The organism is Ignavibacteria bacterium, assembly GCA_017303675.1.
GTDB lineage: Bacteria > Bacteroidota > Ignavibacteria > Tepidaquicellales > OLB5 > OLB5.
Map to the genome: position 1 here is coordinate 791,244 of JAFLBX010000002.1, position 19,577 is coordinate 810,820.

The 19,577-nt window shown below is 37.0% G+C and carries 16 protein-coding genes; 8 read left to right on the forward strand and 8 right to left on the reverse strand.

The features are described 5' to 3' along the window. Positions 1 to 37: 37 nt before the first annotated feature. From J0M37_13050 to J0M37_13065, 4 genes are all read right to left on the reverse strand, one after another. Positions 38 to 1,099, reverse strand: a complete 1,062-nt coding sequence (locus tag J0M37_13050) for a hypothetical protein (GenBank protein ID MBN8586011.1) — start codon at positions 1,097 to 1,099, stop codon at positions 38 to 40. Between the two features lie 189 nt (positions 1,100 to 1,288). Beyond that, positions 1,289 to 3,166, reverse strand: coding sequence for a T9SS type A sorting domain-containing protein (locus J0M37_13055; GenBank protein ID MBN8586012.1), 1,878 nt, complete (start codon positions 3,164 to 3,166; stop codon positions 1,289 to 1,291). A gap of 293 nt (positions 3,167 to 3,459) precedes the next feature. Then, a complete protein-coding gene (locus J0M37_13060) occupies positions 3,460 to 4,290 on the reverse strand; it encodes a hypothetical protein (protein ID MBN8586013.1) in 831 nt (276 codons plus the stop codon). Between the two features lie 753 nt (positions 4,291 to 5,043). Beyond that, positions 5,044 to 6,783 carry a T9SS type A sorting domain-containing protein gene (locus J0M37_13065; protein MBN8586014.1) on the reverse strand — a complete coding sequence of 580 codons (1,740 nt, stop codon included), beginning with the start codon at positions 6,781 to 6,783 and terminating at the stop codon, positions 5,044 to 5,046. Between the two features lie 236 nt (positions 6,784 to 7,019). Here J0M37_13065 and J0M37_13070 point away from each other — a divergent pair, with 236 nt between their 5' ends. After that, entirely contained in the window at positions 7,020 to 8,453 is a 1,434-nt protein-coding gene (locus J0M37_13070; GenBank protein ID MBN8586015.1) for a hypothetical protein, read from the forward strand. 3 nt (positions 8,454 to 8,456) lie between these two features. Here J0M37_13070 and J0M37_13075 read toward each other — a convergent pair whose 3' ends face one another. Then, the gene (locus tag J0M37_13075) at positions 8,457 to 9,386 is read right to left on the reverse strand and encodes a methionyl-tRNA formyltransferase (GenBank protein MBN8586016.1); all 930 of its coding nucleotides are present in this window, start codon (positions 9,384 to 9,386) and stop codon (positions 8,457 to 8,459) included. After that, positions 9,386 to 9,967, reverse strand: a complete 582-nt coding sequence (gene def / locus J0M37_13080) for a peptide deformylase (protein ID MBN8586017.1) — start codon at positions 9,965 to 9,967, stop codon at positions 9,386 to 9,388. The genes J0M37_13075 and def overlap by 1 nt, the downstream gene beginning before the upstream one ends. A gap of 191 nt (positions 9,968 to 10,158) precedes the next feature. Between def and J0M37_13085 the strand changes: the two genes are divergently transcribed. The 5 genes from J0M37_13085 to J0M37_13105 all read left to right on the forward strand — a co-directional run bounded on the left by J0M37_13085 (position 10,159) and on the right by J0M37_13105 (position 13,556). Further along, positions 10,159 to 11,121: a DUF2279 domain-containing protein gene (locus J0M37_13085; protein ID MBN8586018.1), complete on the forward strand. Its 963-nt coding sequence runs from the start codon at positions 10,159 to 10,161 to the stop codon at positions 11,119 to 11,121. Next, the gene (locus J0M37_13090; protein ID MBN8586019.1) at positions 11,121 to 12,158 is read left to right on the forward strand and encodes a DUF2279 domain-containing protein; all 1,038 of its coding nucleotides are present in this window, start codon (positions 11,121 to 11,123) and stop codon (positions 12,156 to 12,158) included. Before J0M37_13085 ends, J0M37_13090 begins: the two co-directional genes overlap by 1 nt. A 53-nt stretch (positions 12,159 to 12,211) precedes the next feature. Continuing rightward, entirely contained in the window at positions 12,212 to 12,415 is a 204-nt protein-coding gene (locus tag J0M37_13095; protein MBN8586020.1) for a hypothetical protein, read from the forward strand. 63 nt (positions 12,416 to 12,478) lie between these two features. Then, positions 12,479 to 12,706 carry a 50S ribosomal protein L28 gene (gene rpmB, locus J0M37_13100; protein ID MBN8586021.1) on the forward strand — a complete coding sequence of 76 codons (228 nt, stop codon included), beginning with the start codon at positions 12,479 to 12,481 and terminating at the stop codon, positions 12,704 to 12,706. 106 nt (positions 12,707 to 12,812) lie between these two features. Then, positions 12,813 to 13,556: a glycosyltransferase gene (locus tag J0M37_13105; GenBank protein MBN8586022.1), complete on the forward strand. Its 744-nt coding sequence runs from the start codon at positions 12,813 to 12,815 to the stop codon at positions 13,554 to 13,556. 121 nt (positions 13,557 to 13,677) lie between these two features. Here J0M37_13105 and J0M37_13110 read toward each other — a convergent pair whose 3' ends face one another. Further along, on the reverse strand, positions 13,678 to 14,088 hold the full coding sequence (locus J0M37_13110; protein ID MBN8586023.1) for a GxxExxY protein: 411 nt from the start codon (positions 14,086 to 14,088) through the stop codon (positions 13,678 to 13,680). Positions 14,089 to 14,154: 66 nt separating this feature from the next. Continuing rightward, positions 14,155 to 15,141, reverse strand: a complete 987-nt coding sequence (rfaD, locus tag J0M37_13115) for an ADP-glyceromanno-heptose 6-epimerase (GenBank protein ID MBN8586024.1) — start codon at positions 15,139 to 15,141, stop codon at positions 14,155 to 14,157. A gap of 162 nt (positions 15,142 to 15,303) precedes the next feature. Between rfaD and J0M37_13120 the strand changes: the two genes are divergently transcribed. Next, entirely contained in the window at positions 15,304 to 16,218 is a 915-nt protein-coding gene (locus J0M37_13120; GenBank protein MBN8586025.1) for a T9SS type A sorting domain-containing protein, read from the forward strand. A gap of 526 nt (positions 16,219 to 16,744) precedes the next feature. Then, on the forward strand, positions 16,745 to 19,564 hold the full coding sequence (locus J0M37_13125; protein ID MBN8586026.1) for a DUF2723 domain-containing protein: 2,820 nt from the start codon (positions 16,745 to 16,747) through the stop codon (positions 19,562 to 19,564). Positions 19,565 to 19,577: the final 13 nt, after the last annotated feature.

Genomic DNA, 19,577 nt, shown 5'->3' on the forward strand with positions numbered 1-19,577 from the left:
TAAAGATAATTATACAGATTAATTTATTATACTTTTATTACCGTCTTCTGTTCCAGTTGATAGTATCAGCATTCAAAAGACGCAAATACGTGTTAGATGCATGTTCAAAACCTACCCAGCAGAAATATGTACTGTCTTCCCCGGATGCTCCGCAATTAACGGGATCTATATAACCCAGCGACTGTTTTGTTTCGACATGTTTATAAATGATGCTATCCTTCATAAAATCGTATGTTGTCTGGATAAGCGCTGCGATAAGCGGCGGTACTGTTGTCGGAATATTTTCACTGATTATATTCGGTAATCCTGCCCATGCATAAGGGACTACATCCTTTGTATTTACACAACGATGAGACTGGCTTCCGGTTGATAACATTTGGGCATGATATGTATTTACAAATGAAACATTGCCAACGGTGGGAGCGGCAAATGTATATGTTTCAAGCTTAAATTTTGAGGTAAAACCAAGATCAATAAACCACTTAGTGATCAGTGTTGCCATTGCACCACCCAAGGAATGACCCGTTATAAACATTTTTTGCTTGGAAGAGTTAAGTGTATTTAAATAAGACTGTAAGCTCGTAAATGTTACAGGATCACTTGTATTAAGCAAAGTATCCAGTCCGCGGTACGACCCCAATGCAACAGAATCTCCTCCCCCTGAATAGGGCCATTTTTCCATATCCCAAACTTCTAGGTCTTCTACAATATTGGCAAAGTTAAAAACAGTCCCGCGAACGCAGATAGCGTATTTTAAAGAATCACCGGTTGAATCGACTGCCATATACATCAGGTTATCACCTGTCGGGCTAATACCGGGTCCCCAGCATACTTTCCAGCTGCCGCCGGTAGAATAATTAGTATCCGCTAGCTGCAGATTGATTGAATCTCTTATCTGCAGAGCATTTGTATTACCTTCGGCAACATAGCATAGTGCTGATAGAGTCATCATCACACCTGCTTCGCCCTGGTCATACCCGCCGAACATAGGAGTTGTAATTCCGCCATTTCCCATTAGGTCATCACTGCATCCGCTGAAATGATAAGAAATTAACATTACACTAAATGCAAAAAAAGCTGTTTTTATTGATCCTGTCATGAATAAATTTGTCTTTTATAAACTTTCCAAATAATTTTCAAATATACATTATTCATAATTAGGTTACAAAGGGTTAAAATACTCCGAAATTCAAATTTTATCAAAACAAAAGGCTGTCATTCTACGGAGGTACGAGAATGTCAGCCTTTTCTAAAGGAGGAGAAAATTCAGGAAAAATCCAGCAAGTTACTATTTTACCAATACCATCTTTTTAATATCGGTAAACTCTGAAGTTATTATTCTGTAAAAATAAATTCCGCTTGCAAATTTTGCAGCATTCCAGTCCAGTTTATAACTGCCTGCTGTTAACTGCTGATTAACCAGTATTTCAACTTCTTTGCCCAACATATCATAAACAGCCACTTTTACCATGGAGTTCTTGGGTACATCGATATTAATATTAGTTACCGGGTTAAACGGATTAGGATAATTCTGGCTTAAGTTAAATGTTTTAGGAACAATTCCTGAAACAGGCTCTATGCCAATAACATTAATGCCTGTCATATAAAAATTAATTGTATCAGGGCTAACACTGCCAACTGTTACATTTTTTTCTGCCTGCCAGTAACCCATTCTGTCGCAAATTACCCTGTAATTGCCAGTTGTAATATTATTAATATCATACGGACCGCCCGAGCGTGATACTGAAAACCCCTTAAACTCATTTCCGCTCATAGCGTAAACTATAGCATTCTGCAAACCTCCGGTTTGAGGCGGGGCAACAAATACACCGCCGCTGATAAATGAGTTTCCGCCTGAGCCTGTTATATTAAATACTTTTACATCAACATTAAATAAATTATTGTTCACATATAGTGTTTTTGATGCTGTCCAGCTTATTGTTCCGCTAGCATTACCGGTATGATAAGTTGGTACGAACTGCGGCGGGAAGGCATCAATATCTTCATCATTAGGATATGCCATAATATCAACGCTGTCAATAGTTAAATTCCTCAGCATATAGTCACCGTTAAGCTGAATACTTGCAGTATCTACTATCTGTACAGTATTTGACTGAGCATCATATCTTAACGCTTTAACCATACCTTTTGTAACCGGCTGACCGTTGGGGAATGTAACTTTTCCGGATACGGCAAAGGGCGGGCCGAACACACCTCCATTGATAGTTTTCTGTACTGAACCTGAAAGCCCTACAGTATAGCCCAGATTCCCTTCAATGAAATAAACAGAGTTCAGGTCTTTATCTGAACTTGATACCTGGGAATTCCATATAGAGCTGCCATTAGTTGTCTTAAGAATTATACCGCTCTCACCAACAGTATACCCGGTCAAAGCATCACGGAAGTGGATAGAATTCAGATCTCTATTCACAATCCCCTGCTGTATCCAGGTTTCTCCCCCGTTGGAAGTTTTATAAATTACCCCGGATGAACCGTATTCATAACCGCCTACGGCATAGCCGATATTATCTGTTGGAAATGTTATACTTCTGAAATCTATATCTGTTGTAGAAGGAGAAACTTCATACCATGAAGAACCGCCATTGATGGTTTTATAAATAACACCGCTGTAAGGTTCAGTCATTTTACCGCCGGCAATGAAACCTGTTTGCGGATTCCTGAAATATACAGAGTTAAATTTATTGCCGTACATACTTACGAACTGGAGTTCCCAGTTCAAGCCGGCATCAGTGGATTTTAGTATCTTGCTGTTGTAACCAACAGCATAGCCTGTATTATTATCGGCAAAATTAACTGCCAGCAAAGATGCCTGGTGCAGGTCTGCCCAGCTAACGCCGCCATCAGTAGTTTTAAACAAAGTACCTTCGCTTATATAGCCTGTATAGGGATTGCTGAAATAAATTGATGAACCGCTAAAGGCAGTTGATATCACCAGCCAGTTTGTTCCGCCGTTAAGGGTCTTTAATATGATACCATTACCCGACATATAACCAGTATTGGCATTAACAAAAAATACAGACTTCAGAACATTTTCTGTGCCTGACTGCAGTGGATACCACCCGTTTTGCGCTGTGAGGCGTCCGGACACAGAAAATATTACAGCCAGTATAAAGCCGAATATAATATGTATGTATTTTTTATTCATTATTTTTAACCTCACAAAAATTCTTTAGACTTGTAAAGTCTGCTAAATTAATAAATGGTTTTATCCATTCATACGTAATTTAACAGTAATTTACAAAAATAACAGCATAAAAATCGCTATCATTATCAAAAGGATCTGAAATCCCTGAAAACCGTTAACCACCATAGCTTATTTCCTTCATTTTTTAGGGTTTTTTGCAGCTTATATAATTAATAAAAGCAGCAAAAAAATGAAAAACAAACTGATAACTCCGCGTAATGAAAATTTAATTTTAAATTCCATAGCAGTATTTATTAAGTTTTATTTTTTTTAAATTCATCAATAGTTAATGCTTTCTCCCAGTAATTATTAAAAAGATCTTTCATGTGCGAAGCATAATCAGGATTCTTAATAATAAGGTCTGCTTGTTTATGTTTAGGTACGTTCTTATCGACTGAAAGATTTATAAAAACATTTTCTGAATCAAATACTGTAATGTTTGGTAATTTATAAGGTGCCAGCCTTACTTTCTCTCCCCCTTTTTCAAAAAGCTCGCAAGCAGCAACAAGTTCAGCATTTAATGCTTTATCTTCACTAAGCTGGTATAATGACCTGATCACACCGCCTTCTTTTATGAATACCTGGGCATCACGGCTAAGCTCTTCAACAACAACCCTGCGGGGACTGTACATTCCCAGGATTTCCTTTTTGGAAGTGTTAACAAGCTCCATATAACGCTGCACACGGTGTTTATTAAATCCGCGTATAAGCTGAATATTCTTATCTGGCCCTTCAGTTTTTTCAGATTCCGATTTGTATATCTGTTGAAGCTCACCAAAGGTTTCATTCAGGCTTTCGAGCTTCCTGTTGAAGTTCTTTTTATAATCGCTGGTAATTTTATCTAAAATGATCGCAGGGTCTATTATCTGGTAGTTTAAAATAGTATTGGTTTCAATTTCGTTGCAATATCCTTTTTCTACAAATGATTTAAGAATATCATAAATTGAATTACGGATAATTTTAGCTTCCTTAGCAATTTCAGAAGCGCTCATAGGAGAGCCCCCCAATAATACTATCAGCACTTTGGATTCATATTCTTTGAATCCTAAAGTTTTGAGGCGTTCTATTAAAATTTCCTTATTCAATATTGCTGTAGTTTTAAACTACTGCAATATAGCAAAGTATAATTGAATTGTCAATATACCTAATATAGCTATTTTAGTCACTGCTTAAACTAATGATTTACAATAAATAAAAAGCGATCAAACAGTATATTTGATCGCTGAATTAACAAACTGAAATGAAAAACAGAAAAGAAGGAAATGAAAATAAAATAGCTAGGTTTTAAAAGAGGGCGTTAAAAACTTAGCGCAGCTTCCTGAACTGCAGTGATCATAATTGTTTCTCCCGCCCTTCGAAAGAGGACAATTTATCAAGACAGAGGCTGCTGCGCTTATTATCATTAACAATTTTTTATTAAAATAAATCTCAATTTTATTCTAAACCGGGGTCATGGAAGCTCACTTTTAATTACCTCCGTTGACGCCTTTGGAGCTTACTCTGACCCCGGTCAACAACATTAGTAAGAGATGATTGAAATTTTCTTAAACTGTTTAAACTTTCTGTTGTAAAAATAATATATTTAGTATGATTTGCCAAAGATATTTAAATACGTTTGTTAAAAGCTAAAATCAACAAAAAAGTCCCGGTAAATTACTTTATATTGTATTTTTATTGAAATTTTACACATTTTAAAATGACACAAATCTAGTTTTGTTAAAAGTAGATAATTACTTATTTTTCAATTAATTACTAACAGATAGGTAGTGAAAAATACATTATAAAGAAAAACCCCGTTATTTTTAATAACGGGGTAAATTAAAAATTTGAGTGATTAATTATTTCACTAATACCATTTTTTTAGTTTCACTGAAGTTTTCGGCAGTCAAACTGTAAAAATAAATTCCGCTCGGATAATCAGCCGCATTGAAATCAGTGCTGTAAATACCCGCCTGTATATTTTCGTTAACCAGTACTTTTATTTCTCTTCCAAGAGCGTCATAAATAACAAGTTTTACAAAACCACTTTTAGGAATGGAAAACTTGATAGTTGTATTTGGATTAAATGGATTCGGATAGTTCTGTTCTAATGAATACTTTGCAGGTATCATATTACTAGCAGGCTCAATACCAATCAGGTTAAAACAATTATAATAATAGTTTTTAATATTATCAGTAGCATTTAGCAAAGCACACACGCTTTGGTTATTATTGCTTCCTCTTGCAATTGTATAGGAGTATACAACTACTTGTGTATCTCCTGAATTCATCGTGAACGGTCCGGAATTCATCAAATTCCTGACATCATTACCAGTACTGTCATACCAGCCGGTTTTTGTACATGCATCTCCGGAATATACATATGTAGTTGGCTGACCGGTAGTATAATTAATCAAAGTATTACTGCAACCATCTTTCCCGCGCAGCATTTCGTATGCAACTGATGCACTATCAGGGTCTCCGTAACAAACTGTTCCGCTGTTAAAAAAACCAAAATGACCGGACATTAATTTCATTTTATATCCAACAAGTGTGTTACAAGGCAGCTTTGCAGTATCACTGTTATTACCTGTAAATACAACCGGACCCTGAAGCATCCTGTATCCAACAGCCGGAGGAGCTGCTCCGTAAACAGGGTCGTTATTATCAAAATTATAAGTAAAAGCAATATTTCTTGAAGTATCACACCCTGTTGCATCATCATTAGCTTCACCCAGATCAGCATCATTAACTAAACCTATATAAGTGCTATCCCATACTTTTCCGCTTTTATTAATTATCTTATACCTGATAAAATATGTATCTCTGAATCCTTCAGAATCAAAGGCATATGCTAGCTGCTGAACTTCTACTCCGAGCGGCAGAGTTCCTCCGGGGAGGCTTAACTCTCTGGCATGAGGATTGTTAGTACAATTGGTATAATCCATAAAAACAGAAAACATCATTTCTGAGGGTCTGGAGTTTCCAATTCCGGTACCTGGTCTGTCAGAATTCCAACCAGGCTGATAACCTGCTATACCGTTGACTTCGACATATGGAGCACCCTGTCCAACCGGCCAGGAAGCCCATGATGAATAAACAAAAGTATAGGTTCTGCCTCCGGCATTTTTAGTGATAGTACCGCCGTTTACAAGGGATTGATCATTAAGGCTGACAAGGTAACCGCTGAATGCAGGGTCACTGCATACAGAAGATGGAGGAACCTGCCCAATAACAGGAATATTACCCGGAGAATAATGCGTATTGTACATTGAAGCAGCTAATCTCAGCTCTTTTTGATTTGAGCCGATATTTACCTTTGCACCTATCCACAGGCCTGATGCAAATACCGTTGTCATTCTTTGTGCTGCTGCAACCGGCCAGATAAACCCGGCATCTCCGCTCACAAAAGTAATTTTATCATAGTTAAAATATCCGTCTGTTCTGAATACGGTATTTATATTACCGCTCTGAAGGAAAATACTTTGAGCAGGAGCAAATGATGATTCAATGTTAAGCAATGAGCCTTCACGTTCTTTTGAAAAAGAACCTGACGCTAGAAATAAAATAAGGACTGCAAAGAGGACTAAATTTTTCATATTAAATTCAGGTTAGTTATGAAATAATTTTTAAGCAATTATGGTTTTTGCTAATATAAAAATAGCACATTCCATAGGTATAGGCAAAGATTTTTAAATAGATTTGTTAAATGTAAATATTGATATTTATATGATAATTATCTACAATATCAAAGTTTTTTATTAATTTTCAGCGTTTTTGCAGTTTAATTAATTTAGATTTGTTAAATACACAAATCCAAAACCAATCATAAAATATGCGGGAATCAAAGCTTACTGAGATGGTTAAGGGCATCAGCCCGGCAGAATTCAGAAAATTCGGTGAATTCCTGAACTCACCCTACCATAACAAAAGCAGAAAAATTATTCAGCTTTACGAACTGATCAACTTTAATTATGATGAATTCGATGCAAATGTCATTACCAATGAAAAAATTGCCAAGGCAATTTTCAGCGGTGAAGGCGATAAAGATCAGAACGTAAGGACCCTCATCAGCAGTTTTACTGCCCTGCTTGAAGAATTCCTGGTGATAGAAGAGCTGAACAACAATTCATTACATGGTAAAACATTCCTGCTTAAATCTTTGCGTGATAGAAACATACTTAAGACCTTTGATATGGTATCAAAGGAAATAACTGACATCCAGCAAAAAGATTTTAACAGGAATACCGATTATTATTACAATGAATTCACTTTCAAAGAAACATGGCTTAACTATCACGGTGAAGATCTTGATCTTGACCTGGATAAAAGCTACCAGGAAATGAGCGATAATGCTGACCACCTTTTCATAGTAACAAAACTTAAGGTACTGAACACAGTTATAAGCAGAAAGATACTTTCAGGCATCAGCATTTATAAAACATATTGGGCTGTTGAAAATATCCTTAAATATATCGAGAAAAATATCGATGATATCGAGCAGCATCATCCGATAATTTATTCTGAATATAAAATCTTGATGATGGTGCTTGAGCCTGATAAGGTAAAACATTTTCATGATCTTGAAAAACACGTTTTCCATAATATTTCACGATATAACGAAGAAGAGCTTGAGCAGGTATATTATTCGCTTTCAAATTACTGTGTAAATAAAATTGCCCTTGGTGAAGATAAGTTTGTTAACGAGCTGTATAAGATACATTCCAACTTCGAAAAGACAGGTTTCTATGAAAAGAATAAAAACCTTCAGTACACAGATTTTATAGGAGTGATAATTTGCGGGCTAAATATGAAACAAATGAAGTGGGTCGAACACTTCTTTGATACATACAAAGGCAATATAGCAAGCGAAGTTAAGCGTGATACTATAAATCTTTCTTCAGCACTTATTGCCTTCCAGAATAAAAAATATAAGGATTGTGTCGGATTTTTGAGCAAGGTTGGATATAAATACACGTACTTTTACCTTAAATCAAAGGAAACGCTAATTAAAGCATATTACGAACTGGGAGAAATAGAATCACTTGAAGCTGTAGTAGATGCTGCAAAACATTACCTGAAGCGTCATAAGGAAATGTTATCGATCCATTTTGACAGGTATATCCTGTTCCTGAATTACGTAATAAACCTGCTGAAGCTGGATAAGAAACAAAAACCCGAGCTTAAAATGCTGATGAAAAAGCTTGATGAGAACAGGACAACAATTGCCCGTGAATGGCTTATTGAAAAAATTATTGAAATGAAATAGGGTTTAACCTTTGAATTTTTTGAACATACCTACGTGACCGTTAAGGAACTCCACTGAGTTCATCCTTCTTTTGCCTTCTATCTGAAGCTCGGTGATCTCGAGGAATTCATTAAGGGTAGAAACATACAACCTGCCTTCTTTAATAAAAAACCTGCCCGGGCCCTTAAGGCTATCCCAGTGTGATTTAACAGTACTAAAAATTTTAATTATCTTACCGTTATATTCTGTAAATGCCCCGGGATATGGTGAAAGTCCGCGGATAAAATCATAAACCCTGTCAACAGGAGTATCAAAGTTTATTCTGCAATCTTCTTTAAATATTTTAGGCGCAGGCGTTGCTTCACCATTATTCTGTTTTGAAACCAGCGGATTTCCGCCTGAATTCTCTATCAAATCAACAGTATCAAATAAGACCTGAGCCCCCATTGTTTTTAGCTTATCATGCAAAGTACCGGCAGTATCATCACTTGTTATATCAATTCTTTTTTGCATAATGATATTGCCTGTATCAACTTTTTCCTGCAGGAAAAAAGTTGTAACACCTGTTTCACGCTCACCATTAATAATTGCCCAGTTTATAGGGGCAGCTCCGCGGTATTTGGGAAGAAGCGATGCATGCAGATTTATCGATCCGTATTTAGGAATCTTAAAAATATTTTTAGGCAGTATCCTGAACGCTACAACCACTATAAGATCAGGTGAAATCTCTTTTATATCATTTATAAAATCCGGGTCCTTCAGGCTGGAAGGCTGTAAAATACTAAGGCCACGCTCTGATGCAAACTTTTTTACATCACTTTCCGAAAGATGCTGCCCCCTGCCTTTGGGTTTATCCGGTACTGTTACTACTGCTGATATTTTATGATGTGTATTTAAAAGGGCGTCAAGTGAAGGTACGGCAAACTCCGGCGTACCCATAAATATGATATTCATTATTTCCTGTGTATTATAGGTTTTCCTTTTTTAGGAAGTTCTGCCAATAGATAATCAGTTTCTATTTCTCCTTTTCTGATCAGATCAAGCTCAGGCTTAAGGAGTTTTTTCTCATCTTTGTTTAAATGATCAATAAAAAGCACACCGTTTAAATGATCGATCTCATGCTGTGCAACCCGCGCTAAAAACCCTTTAAGTTCTACATAATGTTTATTCAGGTCAAGGTCCTGGTATTCCACATATATTGTTTCAGGCCTGGTAACATCAGCACGCACATACGGAATGCTGAGACAGCCTTCTTCGAGTGTAATTTCACCGTGATGATCTTTTATTACAGGATTGATAAGTGTAATAGGTTCGGTTTTTATCTTTTTCTTATCTTCAGTGCGTGAAATATCGATTACAGTTACAGCAAGTTCACTTCCTATCTGCGGAGCGGCAAGCCCAATCCCAGTTGCCCTGTGCATTGTTTTGAACATACTGCCAACAAGCTCAATGAACTTATCATCAATTTTTGTGACCTTTTTGGTCTTTTTTCTTAAGACCTCGAAACCGTATGTATAAATGGGTAATGTTTTCAATATTTACAAAAATATCCGTAATTGTTTGAAAAATCAATTCAAGAAAAATGAGTTATTTATGATACTATCAATATATGTGTATATCGTTTTTATTCCGTTTGAATTTTACCATAAATCCAAGTATTGAATAAGCGAAGATTTTAGGTTAAACTTACAGCAATTAAAATAAAAATTTTGATTAATTGACTGTATTGATAAATACATTTAAAATAATAATTGTTTCACTTGCAAGCTTAATATTTACTCTCGGCGCATATTCTCAAAGTTATATGGTATATAAGCCTGAATTAAAGCTGAAAGATAAATTCAGGTTTAATGATTCAACCAAAAGCAGCACTGAAAAAAAGCTTAACAGCGGCAGCCAGTTCATGAAGCCAAAATATAAAATAAACTACTATAAATTTGCAGCAATTACAGGTGTAACCGCTGGCGCATTCTGGTGGCTGCATAATTATCAGAAAAATGCATGGTGGAGCGGGCAACGCGGGCAATTTCACATTCAAAATGACTGGGATTATGCGATGAGTGCTGATAAAACCGGACACTTTTTTGACGGAGCTTTAATACAGGCTATTTACCGAGGTGCGTTTGAGTGGGCTGGATTTAACCCTACCGCTTCAGTGTGGCTCGGAGCTGCATTCAGTATTGCATATATGACCGATGTGGAAATTGAAGACGGCTTCGCAAGGGACTGGGGATTTTCAGTTGGTGACCAGATCTGCAACGTAACCGGAGCATTATACCCCGTAGCGCAGTATTACTGGAAGCCGCTTAGAAGCTTTAATTTTAAATGGAGCTATTACCCTTCCGAGGATATAACAAGCGGTAAAAAGAACGGCGCATTTCTTGATGATTATAACGGCCAAACAATGTGGCTATCAGTAAATGTACATGATTTCCTTGGTAAAAAGGCAAAGAAATTCTGGCCGGATTACCTGAATATTGTAACCGGTTATGGTGTAAATCATTACCAGGAATATGATAAACGCTACGCAGATTATTATGTTGGACTTGATCTGAACTGGGAGCGCATCATTCCCGGCAATTCAAAATTTATGCTTTGGTTCAAAAATGTAATCAACCATTTCCGCTTTCTTCCTCTGCCTGCTTTAAGATTTAATAAAGACGGCGTAACTTATATTGTTAACTTCTGATGAAAAAAAATATTTCCGATAAACTTATAACGGCTTTAACTGCATTATTGATATTTTCTATCACTATTAATGCTGAGGAAGCATCAGGCCTGAAAGGATTATCAGAAATAAAGCTTAAGCTAAAAGAAAAGCAAAAATCAGAATTTTTCAAGCCTGATCTCAATGGCATTAAAAAAACTTTTGCTGAAAAAAAACTATCAATTACTGATCTTTCTTATGAAAAGAACAGCACTCCCCGTAAAATAAAGCAATATAAAGCTGACCCGTTAAAATTAACCATACTTGGTGTAGTTGGTGCAGGTGTGTTTACCGGATTCCATATTTATTATTCAAACACATGGTGGAAAGATCAAAGGGATTATTTTAAATACGCGGCAGATGGATATTACGCCAGGAATATGGATAAAGCTTCGCATATTTATACAGCAAATTTTTTCACAGTTGCTACTTCTGTTGCTTATGAATGGGCTGGAATTTCCCCATCTAAATCTCTTTTATACGGTGCAATTACATCCCTGGCTTACGAAACATATATTGAAATAAACGACGGTTTCGCTCCGAACTGGGGATTTGACTGGGGTGATATGGGCGCAAATGTTTTCGGTGCGGTTTATCCTTTTATACAGGAAGAAGTGAAGCCTTTCAGGCATATTAATTTTAAATGGAGCTTTAAACCGGGCTGGATTAAATCAAAAACTTCAAGCTCACAGGATGACCTTCTGGATGATTATACTAATATGACCTTTTGGTTAAGCGTTAATCCAATGATTGCTTTGCCAAAAGAAGTGACAAAAGCTAAATTATACCCGAATTTCCTCGCTTTAGCTGTCGGGATGAGCATTAAGAACGCTTCGCATGTTACAGGCAGCGGAACTGCCAAAGTCGAATGGTTTTTATCACTTGACTGGGATGTGAATCAGCTTCCGGGAAAATCAGATTTTATGAAAAAACTGAAGAAAATACTCAATTTTTACCATTTCCCGGCACCTGCAGTAAAGATTTCTCCTGAGGGAGTCTGGTATGGACTTTATTTTTAAGTATTTTTCTTTTATTTTTGTAGCTTTAATACAATTTCACATATCATAAACCGATGGCTAAACAACAAACATTTGCAGATAAAGCAGGAAAATTAGGCAAAAAAGCTGAAGTAGTTATTGATCCGGATTCAGGAAAAGAAACTAAACTGCTGAACGTAAAATTCATAGAATCAGTTAAAACTGAAAAAGGCACCTGGAAATTCTTGGAAAGAATGCAGAAGGTGTATGAATCATCTTTGAAACCGTATAAACCGTAACAATAACTGTTTACAGTTTATTTTTTAGTAAGAATTTTTTAACCAGGAAAAGAAAACAGTACAATGTCAAAAGTTTGCGAATTAACCGGAAAAAAACCGCTATCAGGAAACCACGTTTCCCACGCGCATAATAAAACAAAAAGAAAACAGCTTCCCAACTTACGCACCAAAAGGATCTGGGTTGAGGAAGAAAATAAATATGTTACCCTGAAGATTTCAACAAGTGCTCTCAGAACACTGAAGAAAAAAGGCTATGCTAAAATGGTAGCTGAAATGAACAGGGCCAGCTGATCTAAAAAACAGTTTTCTAAAAACAAATTTTGGGAGTGTAATTTTCATTACACTCCTATTATTTTGTGTAACGGTGTATTAAAATATTGTTAAAGATTTCTGCATTTTGCAAAACATCCCCAAAATAAGCGTAATAATACCCACACTTAACGAAGAAAAACTCATCGTTAAAACGCTTGAACAATTCACTCAACAAATAAAAAACAAGTTCAATTTAGAAATAATCATTTCTGACGGCGGCAGCACCGATAAAACACTTTCGTTGCTTACAGATAATGTAGATAAAGTAGTGCATGCTATCCCGGGAGTTAAGCAAAACATTCCCCAGGGCAGAAATGCAGGCGCAAAAGCTGCGGACGGAAAATACCTTTATTTTATCAACGCAGATACCATCCTTCAGGATGTAAATAAATTCTTTGAAAGAACTGTGACGGAATTCAGCGACAGCAGGAACCTTGCCATTACCTGCAGGTTTCATGTATTCCCGGAAGATGTCCGTTTATCCGATAGATTATTCCATGGGTTTTATAATAACTATGTTCGTTTGCTCAATAAGCTTGGAATGGGTATGGGCAGGGGTGAGTGCCAAATGGTACGAAGCGATGTATTTATGAAAGTGAACGGTTATAATGAGCTGCTTGCCGCAGGGGAAGATTACGACCTTTACCGAAGGATAAAAAAGCTTGGTTCAGGCAGGATAAAATTCCTGAATGATGTGCTTGTGTATGAATCACCCCGCAGATACAGGAAATTCGGATACCTGAAGGTGCTGGGCGACTGGACAAAAAATTCCTTTTCAGTATTCTTTAAAAATAAATCGGTTAGCAAAGAATGGGAAGCAGTGAGGTAAGCAACAGATTTCTGCATCCAAAATCCTAAAGTTATATTGCTACAGACACAAAGTCACAAAGACCACCAAGGTACACAAAGAAATTCCGGAAAGTTTAAAAGTTAAATAATTATATACACTGTCAATTGATAATTCTTTTAATTCCATTTTTTATCAATTCTACATTAAAATTAATCAAGTATCCTAAACGTTTTCCTGTAAGATTCAAATGGCTTAATACCTGAGCGCTCCATAATGGATTTACCTGTTCAACTGCTTTTATTTCGACAATAACCAGATTTTCAACAAACACATCGAGTCTAAGTCCTTCTTCAAAAATCATTCCATCATATCTTACCGGAAGATCGATTTGTCTGACAGCGTTTAAGCCTGCCTTATGCAGTTCATAGACAAAACAAATCTCATAAATTTTTTCCAGTAAACCTGGCCCTAAAGCTTTATGAACTTTGAAAGCAGAATTCACAATAATTTTTCCGATTTCTTCTTCTCTTTCGCTTAATGGCAGGAACTTACTTGATTTTTCAGAATCCATAAAATTTAATTTTCATTCAATACTTTGTGAATCTTAGTGCACTTCGCGCCTTAGTGTCTATGAAATTTAAACTGAAAGAGTAATTCCAGGGATCAAATAATTCTTCACATAGTCGTCAATTGAAACTTCCAGCTTCATAATTTCATTATTATACCCTGCTTCACGAAGCTTAGTGATATTTGCCTTGCTGAAATACTGGTACTGGTCTTTAATATTATCAGGCATATCGATCCACTCAATCTGCATTTGTTTACCTAAAGCTTTAAATACAGCAGCAGCTGCAGCAAGCCATGTTGAAGCAGTGCCTGAGCCTATATTAAAGATACCTGTCTTATTCTTCCCTGAGCCGAGAACAGGATCAAAAAACACGGTCATACCCACTGCATCTTTTATATATACGAAATCGCGAAGCTGTTCGCCATCTTTATATTCCTGCTTTAGTGAACGGAATAATTTCAGCTTACCGGTTTCTTTTATCTGGTCATATGCTTTATTCACCATTGAGCGCATATCACCTTTATGTGATTCATTAGGACCAAATACATTGAAATATTTAAGTCCTGTGAACTTATCAAGGAGTTTATTTTCAATCACCCACATATCGAACATCTGCTTAGATAAGCCGTATTTATTCAGCGGCTTTAGTTTTGGGATGATAGCAATATCATCATCAAATCCGTTTTCACCATTGCCATAAGTAGCCGCACTTGAGGCATATATGTACTTTGCATTATTATTTAGGCACCACTTTCCCAGTGATTTGGAATACTCTACATTATTTTCGATAAGATATTCCATATTATTTTCAGTGGTTGAGCTGCAAGCTCCCATATGATAAATAGTATCAACCTTATAATTGATAGCGCTTTTATTAATTTTGGTTAAGAAAATATCTTTATCGATGTAGTCTGAAAATTTTAAACCGGAAATATTCTGCTCTTTTGAGCCGTTAGTATTTTCATCAACAAGGATAATATCAGATATCCCCTGTTTATTCAGTTTCCAGCATATTGCACTGCCGATAAATCCTGCACCGCCTGTAATTATCTTCATAGTAGTTGTAATTTAATTTACAAATTTAAGATTTTGTTATATCTAATTCAATTTATTACACATTTTTACATATTTTTATATTTTTTTCAATGGAATTTCAGTTAAGAAATGGTTAACTTTCTCTTAACTCAATTAACTATATATTTCTCGTGGAGGTATAACATGAAGAAAGCATTACTATTAATTTTTTTTACATCTATAATATCCGGCTCTGTATTTTCCCAGAACTGGACAGAAGGGTTTGAGTCAAACGACTCTACATCTCTTCCTGCTGGTTGGAGTGTATATAACAGGGCAAATTTTCCAATACAGCCTTTTACAAACTGGACAGTTAGAGACACAGGCAAAGTTTTACCTGGTGTTAACGCTATAAGGTTATCTCGTTCACATACAGGCTTAAAAGCTATTGGAGTAAGCTGGTATACAGGAATAGATACTAATACCGGAACAAGTACAGTTTCAGATGCCTGGCTGGTTTCAAAAAGGATCCAGGTCCATTCATCATCAGCAATCATGACTTATTGGCTTGCAGGAGGTACTCCTACTTTACTGGATAGTCTTCAGATATGGATAAGTACAGTTGATTCAACACCTCAATCATTTACTCATTATTATGAAACACAGGTCATAGGTCCGGGAACCTGGGGTGAATTTACCCAGTTCGCAGTTGATTTTAGTTCTTATGTAGGGCAGACAGTTTGGGTTGGCTTCAGGTATAATATGGATGTGACAACGGACGGCGTTTTTATGCACATAGATGATGTTGAAGTTAACAATCCAATCGGCATTCAGAATATAAGCACTGAAATTCCTCAAAAATATGCGCTTAAACAAAATTACCCAAATCCGTTTAACCCGGTTACAAACATTGAGTTTAGTATAGCTAAAACTAATCAGGTTAATTTAATTGTGTTTAACTCACTTGGTCAGGTTGTATCAACTCTTGTTAACCAGGAATTAAAACCCGGAACATATAAATATGACTTCAATGCTTCCGGATTGCCAAGCGGTTCATATTTTTACAGGCTAACAGCAGGTGATTTTGTACAGACAAATAAAATGATACTTGTTAAATAAAATCATCATTAAATAGTTTTTATCAAAAAGGGACGCAATTTTGCGTCCCTTTTTTTATGCATGGACTGAAATTAATCGAACACTGATGAAACGGATATAACTGAATTATAACAAAGCTCCCCTCCTGTTATTAGGAGGGGAAATTCAAAACAATCGTCATATTGTTTTGAATGGGGTGGTCAAAATGAAATATGGATCATTCTGCTTGACTGCGTTACACCCACGGGTGTATCTTGTAAAGAAGGGATTTAAAAACTTAAGATATAAGCACTTTTTACCTGAATATTTAAACAACCGGCATCATCGGCGTTCTATGGCTTCTGTAATTCCTGCCAGAGCGGGATTCCGGCGGCTAATTTTGGGAAATAGGTAATCAGTTTCACAAGTGTTCATTAAGTTTTTAGCGGAGTTTCATGCTGCAATTCTATAAAATCAGCAAATAAATAACCCTCAAAAAACTTCGATTTTCATTGAAACTGACCATATGATTAAATATATTTGTTTTTCATAACATTTTACCAAATACATGAATTATAAGAGGCTGAATTACATTTTTGCCGGAATAGTGCTGCTTATTTCCGCTATTACCTATTTATACACCATGCAGAAAACCCTTTCTTTTTGGGACTGCGGTGAGTTCATTGCTTGCGCATATACACTTTCCATTCCGCACCCTCCGGGCGCGCCGTTATGGATCCTTCTTGGTAAAGTCGCTACAATGATACCAATAGGGTCAAATCCCGCTTTAAGGATGAATGCTCTTGCGGCAATAAGTTCAGCTTTTACAGCGGCATTTTTATACCTCGTAATAGTTTCTGTTATTAAGGTATGGAAAAAAGAGATAACAAATAACTGGGATGCAATAATGATCTATTCAGCCGCAGCCATAGGCGCGCTCTCATTTACATTCAGTGACGCTGAATGGTTCAACGCTATGGAATCTGAAGTATACGCATTGGGAACAATGCTTGTCGGGCTTTGTATCTGGCTGCTTATGCACTGGTGGGAAAAAGCTGACGAAAAAGGAAATGAAAGAATACTGCTTCTTGTTGCTTTTATAGTTGGTATTTCTCTCGGTATCCATTTGCTTGTTGTACAGGTAATTCTGGTTGCCGGTTTTATATTCTATTTCAGGAAACACAAATACGAAAGAAAAGGATTTTTAATAGCAGTCGCAATTTCTGCGGCCGCGTTCATTGCCATTTACCCGATAACAGTAATTTGGTTCCCAACATGGCTTGGCGGCGATATTAAAGCATTTAAGATAGAAGACAGCGGGGCTGTTACATTGTTTGCTGCGCTGATAGCGCCTGCGCTTATTTACGGCATTTACTGGGCTATCAAAAATAAAAAACAAACTCATGCCGTTGCGTTTTCTGCTATCTTCCTCGTTATACTGGGATACACGATCTATGCCGGAGTAATATTAAGGGCTAGAGTTGATAATATCCCTATCGATGAGAACGATCCGAAAAATCTTCCTTCACTGGTATCATACCTTAGCCGTGAACAGTACGGCGATGCACCTTTCTGGCCAAGGAGATACTCACAGGAACCGATGCATAAAAGGACATGGTCTATGTACACGAGTGATATAGATTTCATGTGGCGCTACCAGATAAATCAGATGTTCAACCGCTACCTTGGCTGGCAGTTTATCGGCAGAGAAAGTTATGACCAGGATGTTGGTATCGGCTGGAACGCATCAAGCGGCTCAAAAATGCTGATAATTATCGGGCTCAGCGCATTGCTGCTGGCATCGATGTATTTTTATTCTTCTCAAAAATATCTTTACAGCTTAGTAAGTGTAATTTTATTGCTGGTGGTGGGGGCAGCGGGATTCTGGTCTACGGCATTTAAAGCCATACCGTTCCTCATCGGGCTCTTCGGGCTCTTCTACCACTTCCGAAAGGACTGGAAGCTGGGTCTTACATTCCTTTGGATGTTCCTGCTTATGGGTGTATTCACAGCGCTCTTCCAAAGGCAGCAGGACCCGCAGCCGAGGGAAAGAGATTACTTCTATACCGGGGCATTCTTTGTTTATTCATTATGGATCGGTATAGGTATAATGGGCATTTTGGAGCTTATTAAAGAAAGCCTTCCCAGTATCCAGATGAATAAGATAATTTCAGGTACAGTGCTTGCAGCATGTCTTGTTATGGTGCCGGGTATGATGTTCAAAACGAATTTCCATTACAATAACAGGAATGATAATACCGTTCCTTTTGAGTATGCTTATAACCTTCTGCAGGGTATCGATAAAGACGCAATACTATTTACCAATGGTGATAACGATACATTCCCGTTATGGTACCTGCAGGCAGTTGAAGGCTACAGAACTGATGTAAGGGTTGTTAATCTGAGCCTTCTGAATACTGACTGGTACATACTTGAAATGAAGAATTCAATGCCTTACGGCAGCTTAAAAGTACCGATCAGCTACAGTGATGATGAAATAAAACGCCTTTCCCCTATTCAATGGGGTGATTTCAAGGTTGTAAGCGTAACTGTTCCGCCTACAGCTTACCCGGATTCACTCAAAGCAAAGAACCAGACACCTGATAAGCTTTCATGGCGTATGCCGTTCACTTTCGCATCCGGCAATGTAAAAGCTGTTAAAGTTCAGGACCAGATGATATTTGATATAGTTAAAACAAACAACTGGCAAAGGCCGATGTATTTTTCAGCCACAGTTACAGAAGATAACTTCATCGGTCTTGAAGAATATGTTGTACAGGAAGGTATGGCTAAGCGCATTGTGCCGTTTAAAGCCGATGGCCTTACACAGTTCAGGATAAATGAAGAAAGAATGTGGAAGAACTTCATGGAAACTCCCGCAGGTTATTCAAAAACCCCGCAGGATGGCTACTTCTTTAAGAACTTCCAGAATCCGGATATTTTCTTCAACCAGGTAGAAACCAATGCTGTACAAAGCTACCGCACACAGTACCTGCAGTTCGCGTATGAATATGTGAACCGCGGCGATAAAGCAAAAACCAACCAGGTGCTTGACAGGATGGAAGCTTTATTCCCGAAAAATATAATTCCATACGATTACAGAATATTATACGATGTTTCCATGCAGTATCTGAAAGCAGATAATATAGCTAAGTTCAATGAGCTCTCACCCATAGTTGAAAAAGAAGCAATTGACGCAATGAACAAGAATCCGAATGATATTCAGTCATACTGGAATCCATACAAGCTGCTGCTTGATATTTACGAAGCAAGAAATGATTACGCAAAAGCGCTGGATATATTGTATAAGCTTGACAGGCTTTCGCCCAATAACCCTGAGGTTAAGAACAAAATAGAGAACATGAAACAGAAGCAGCAGAGTAAATAGATCACAATTTCAA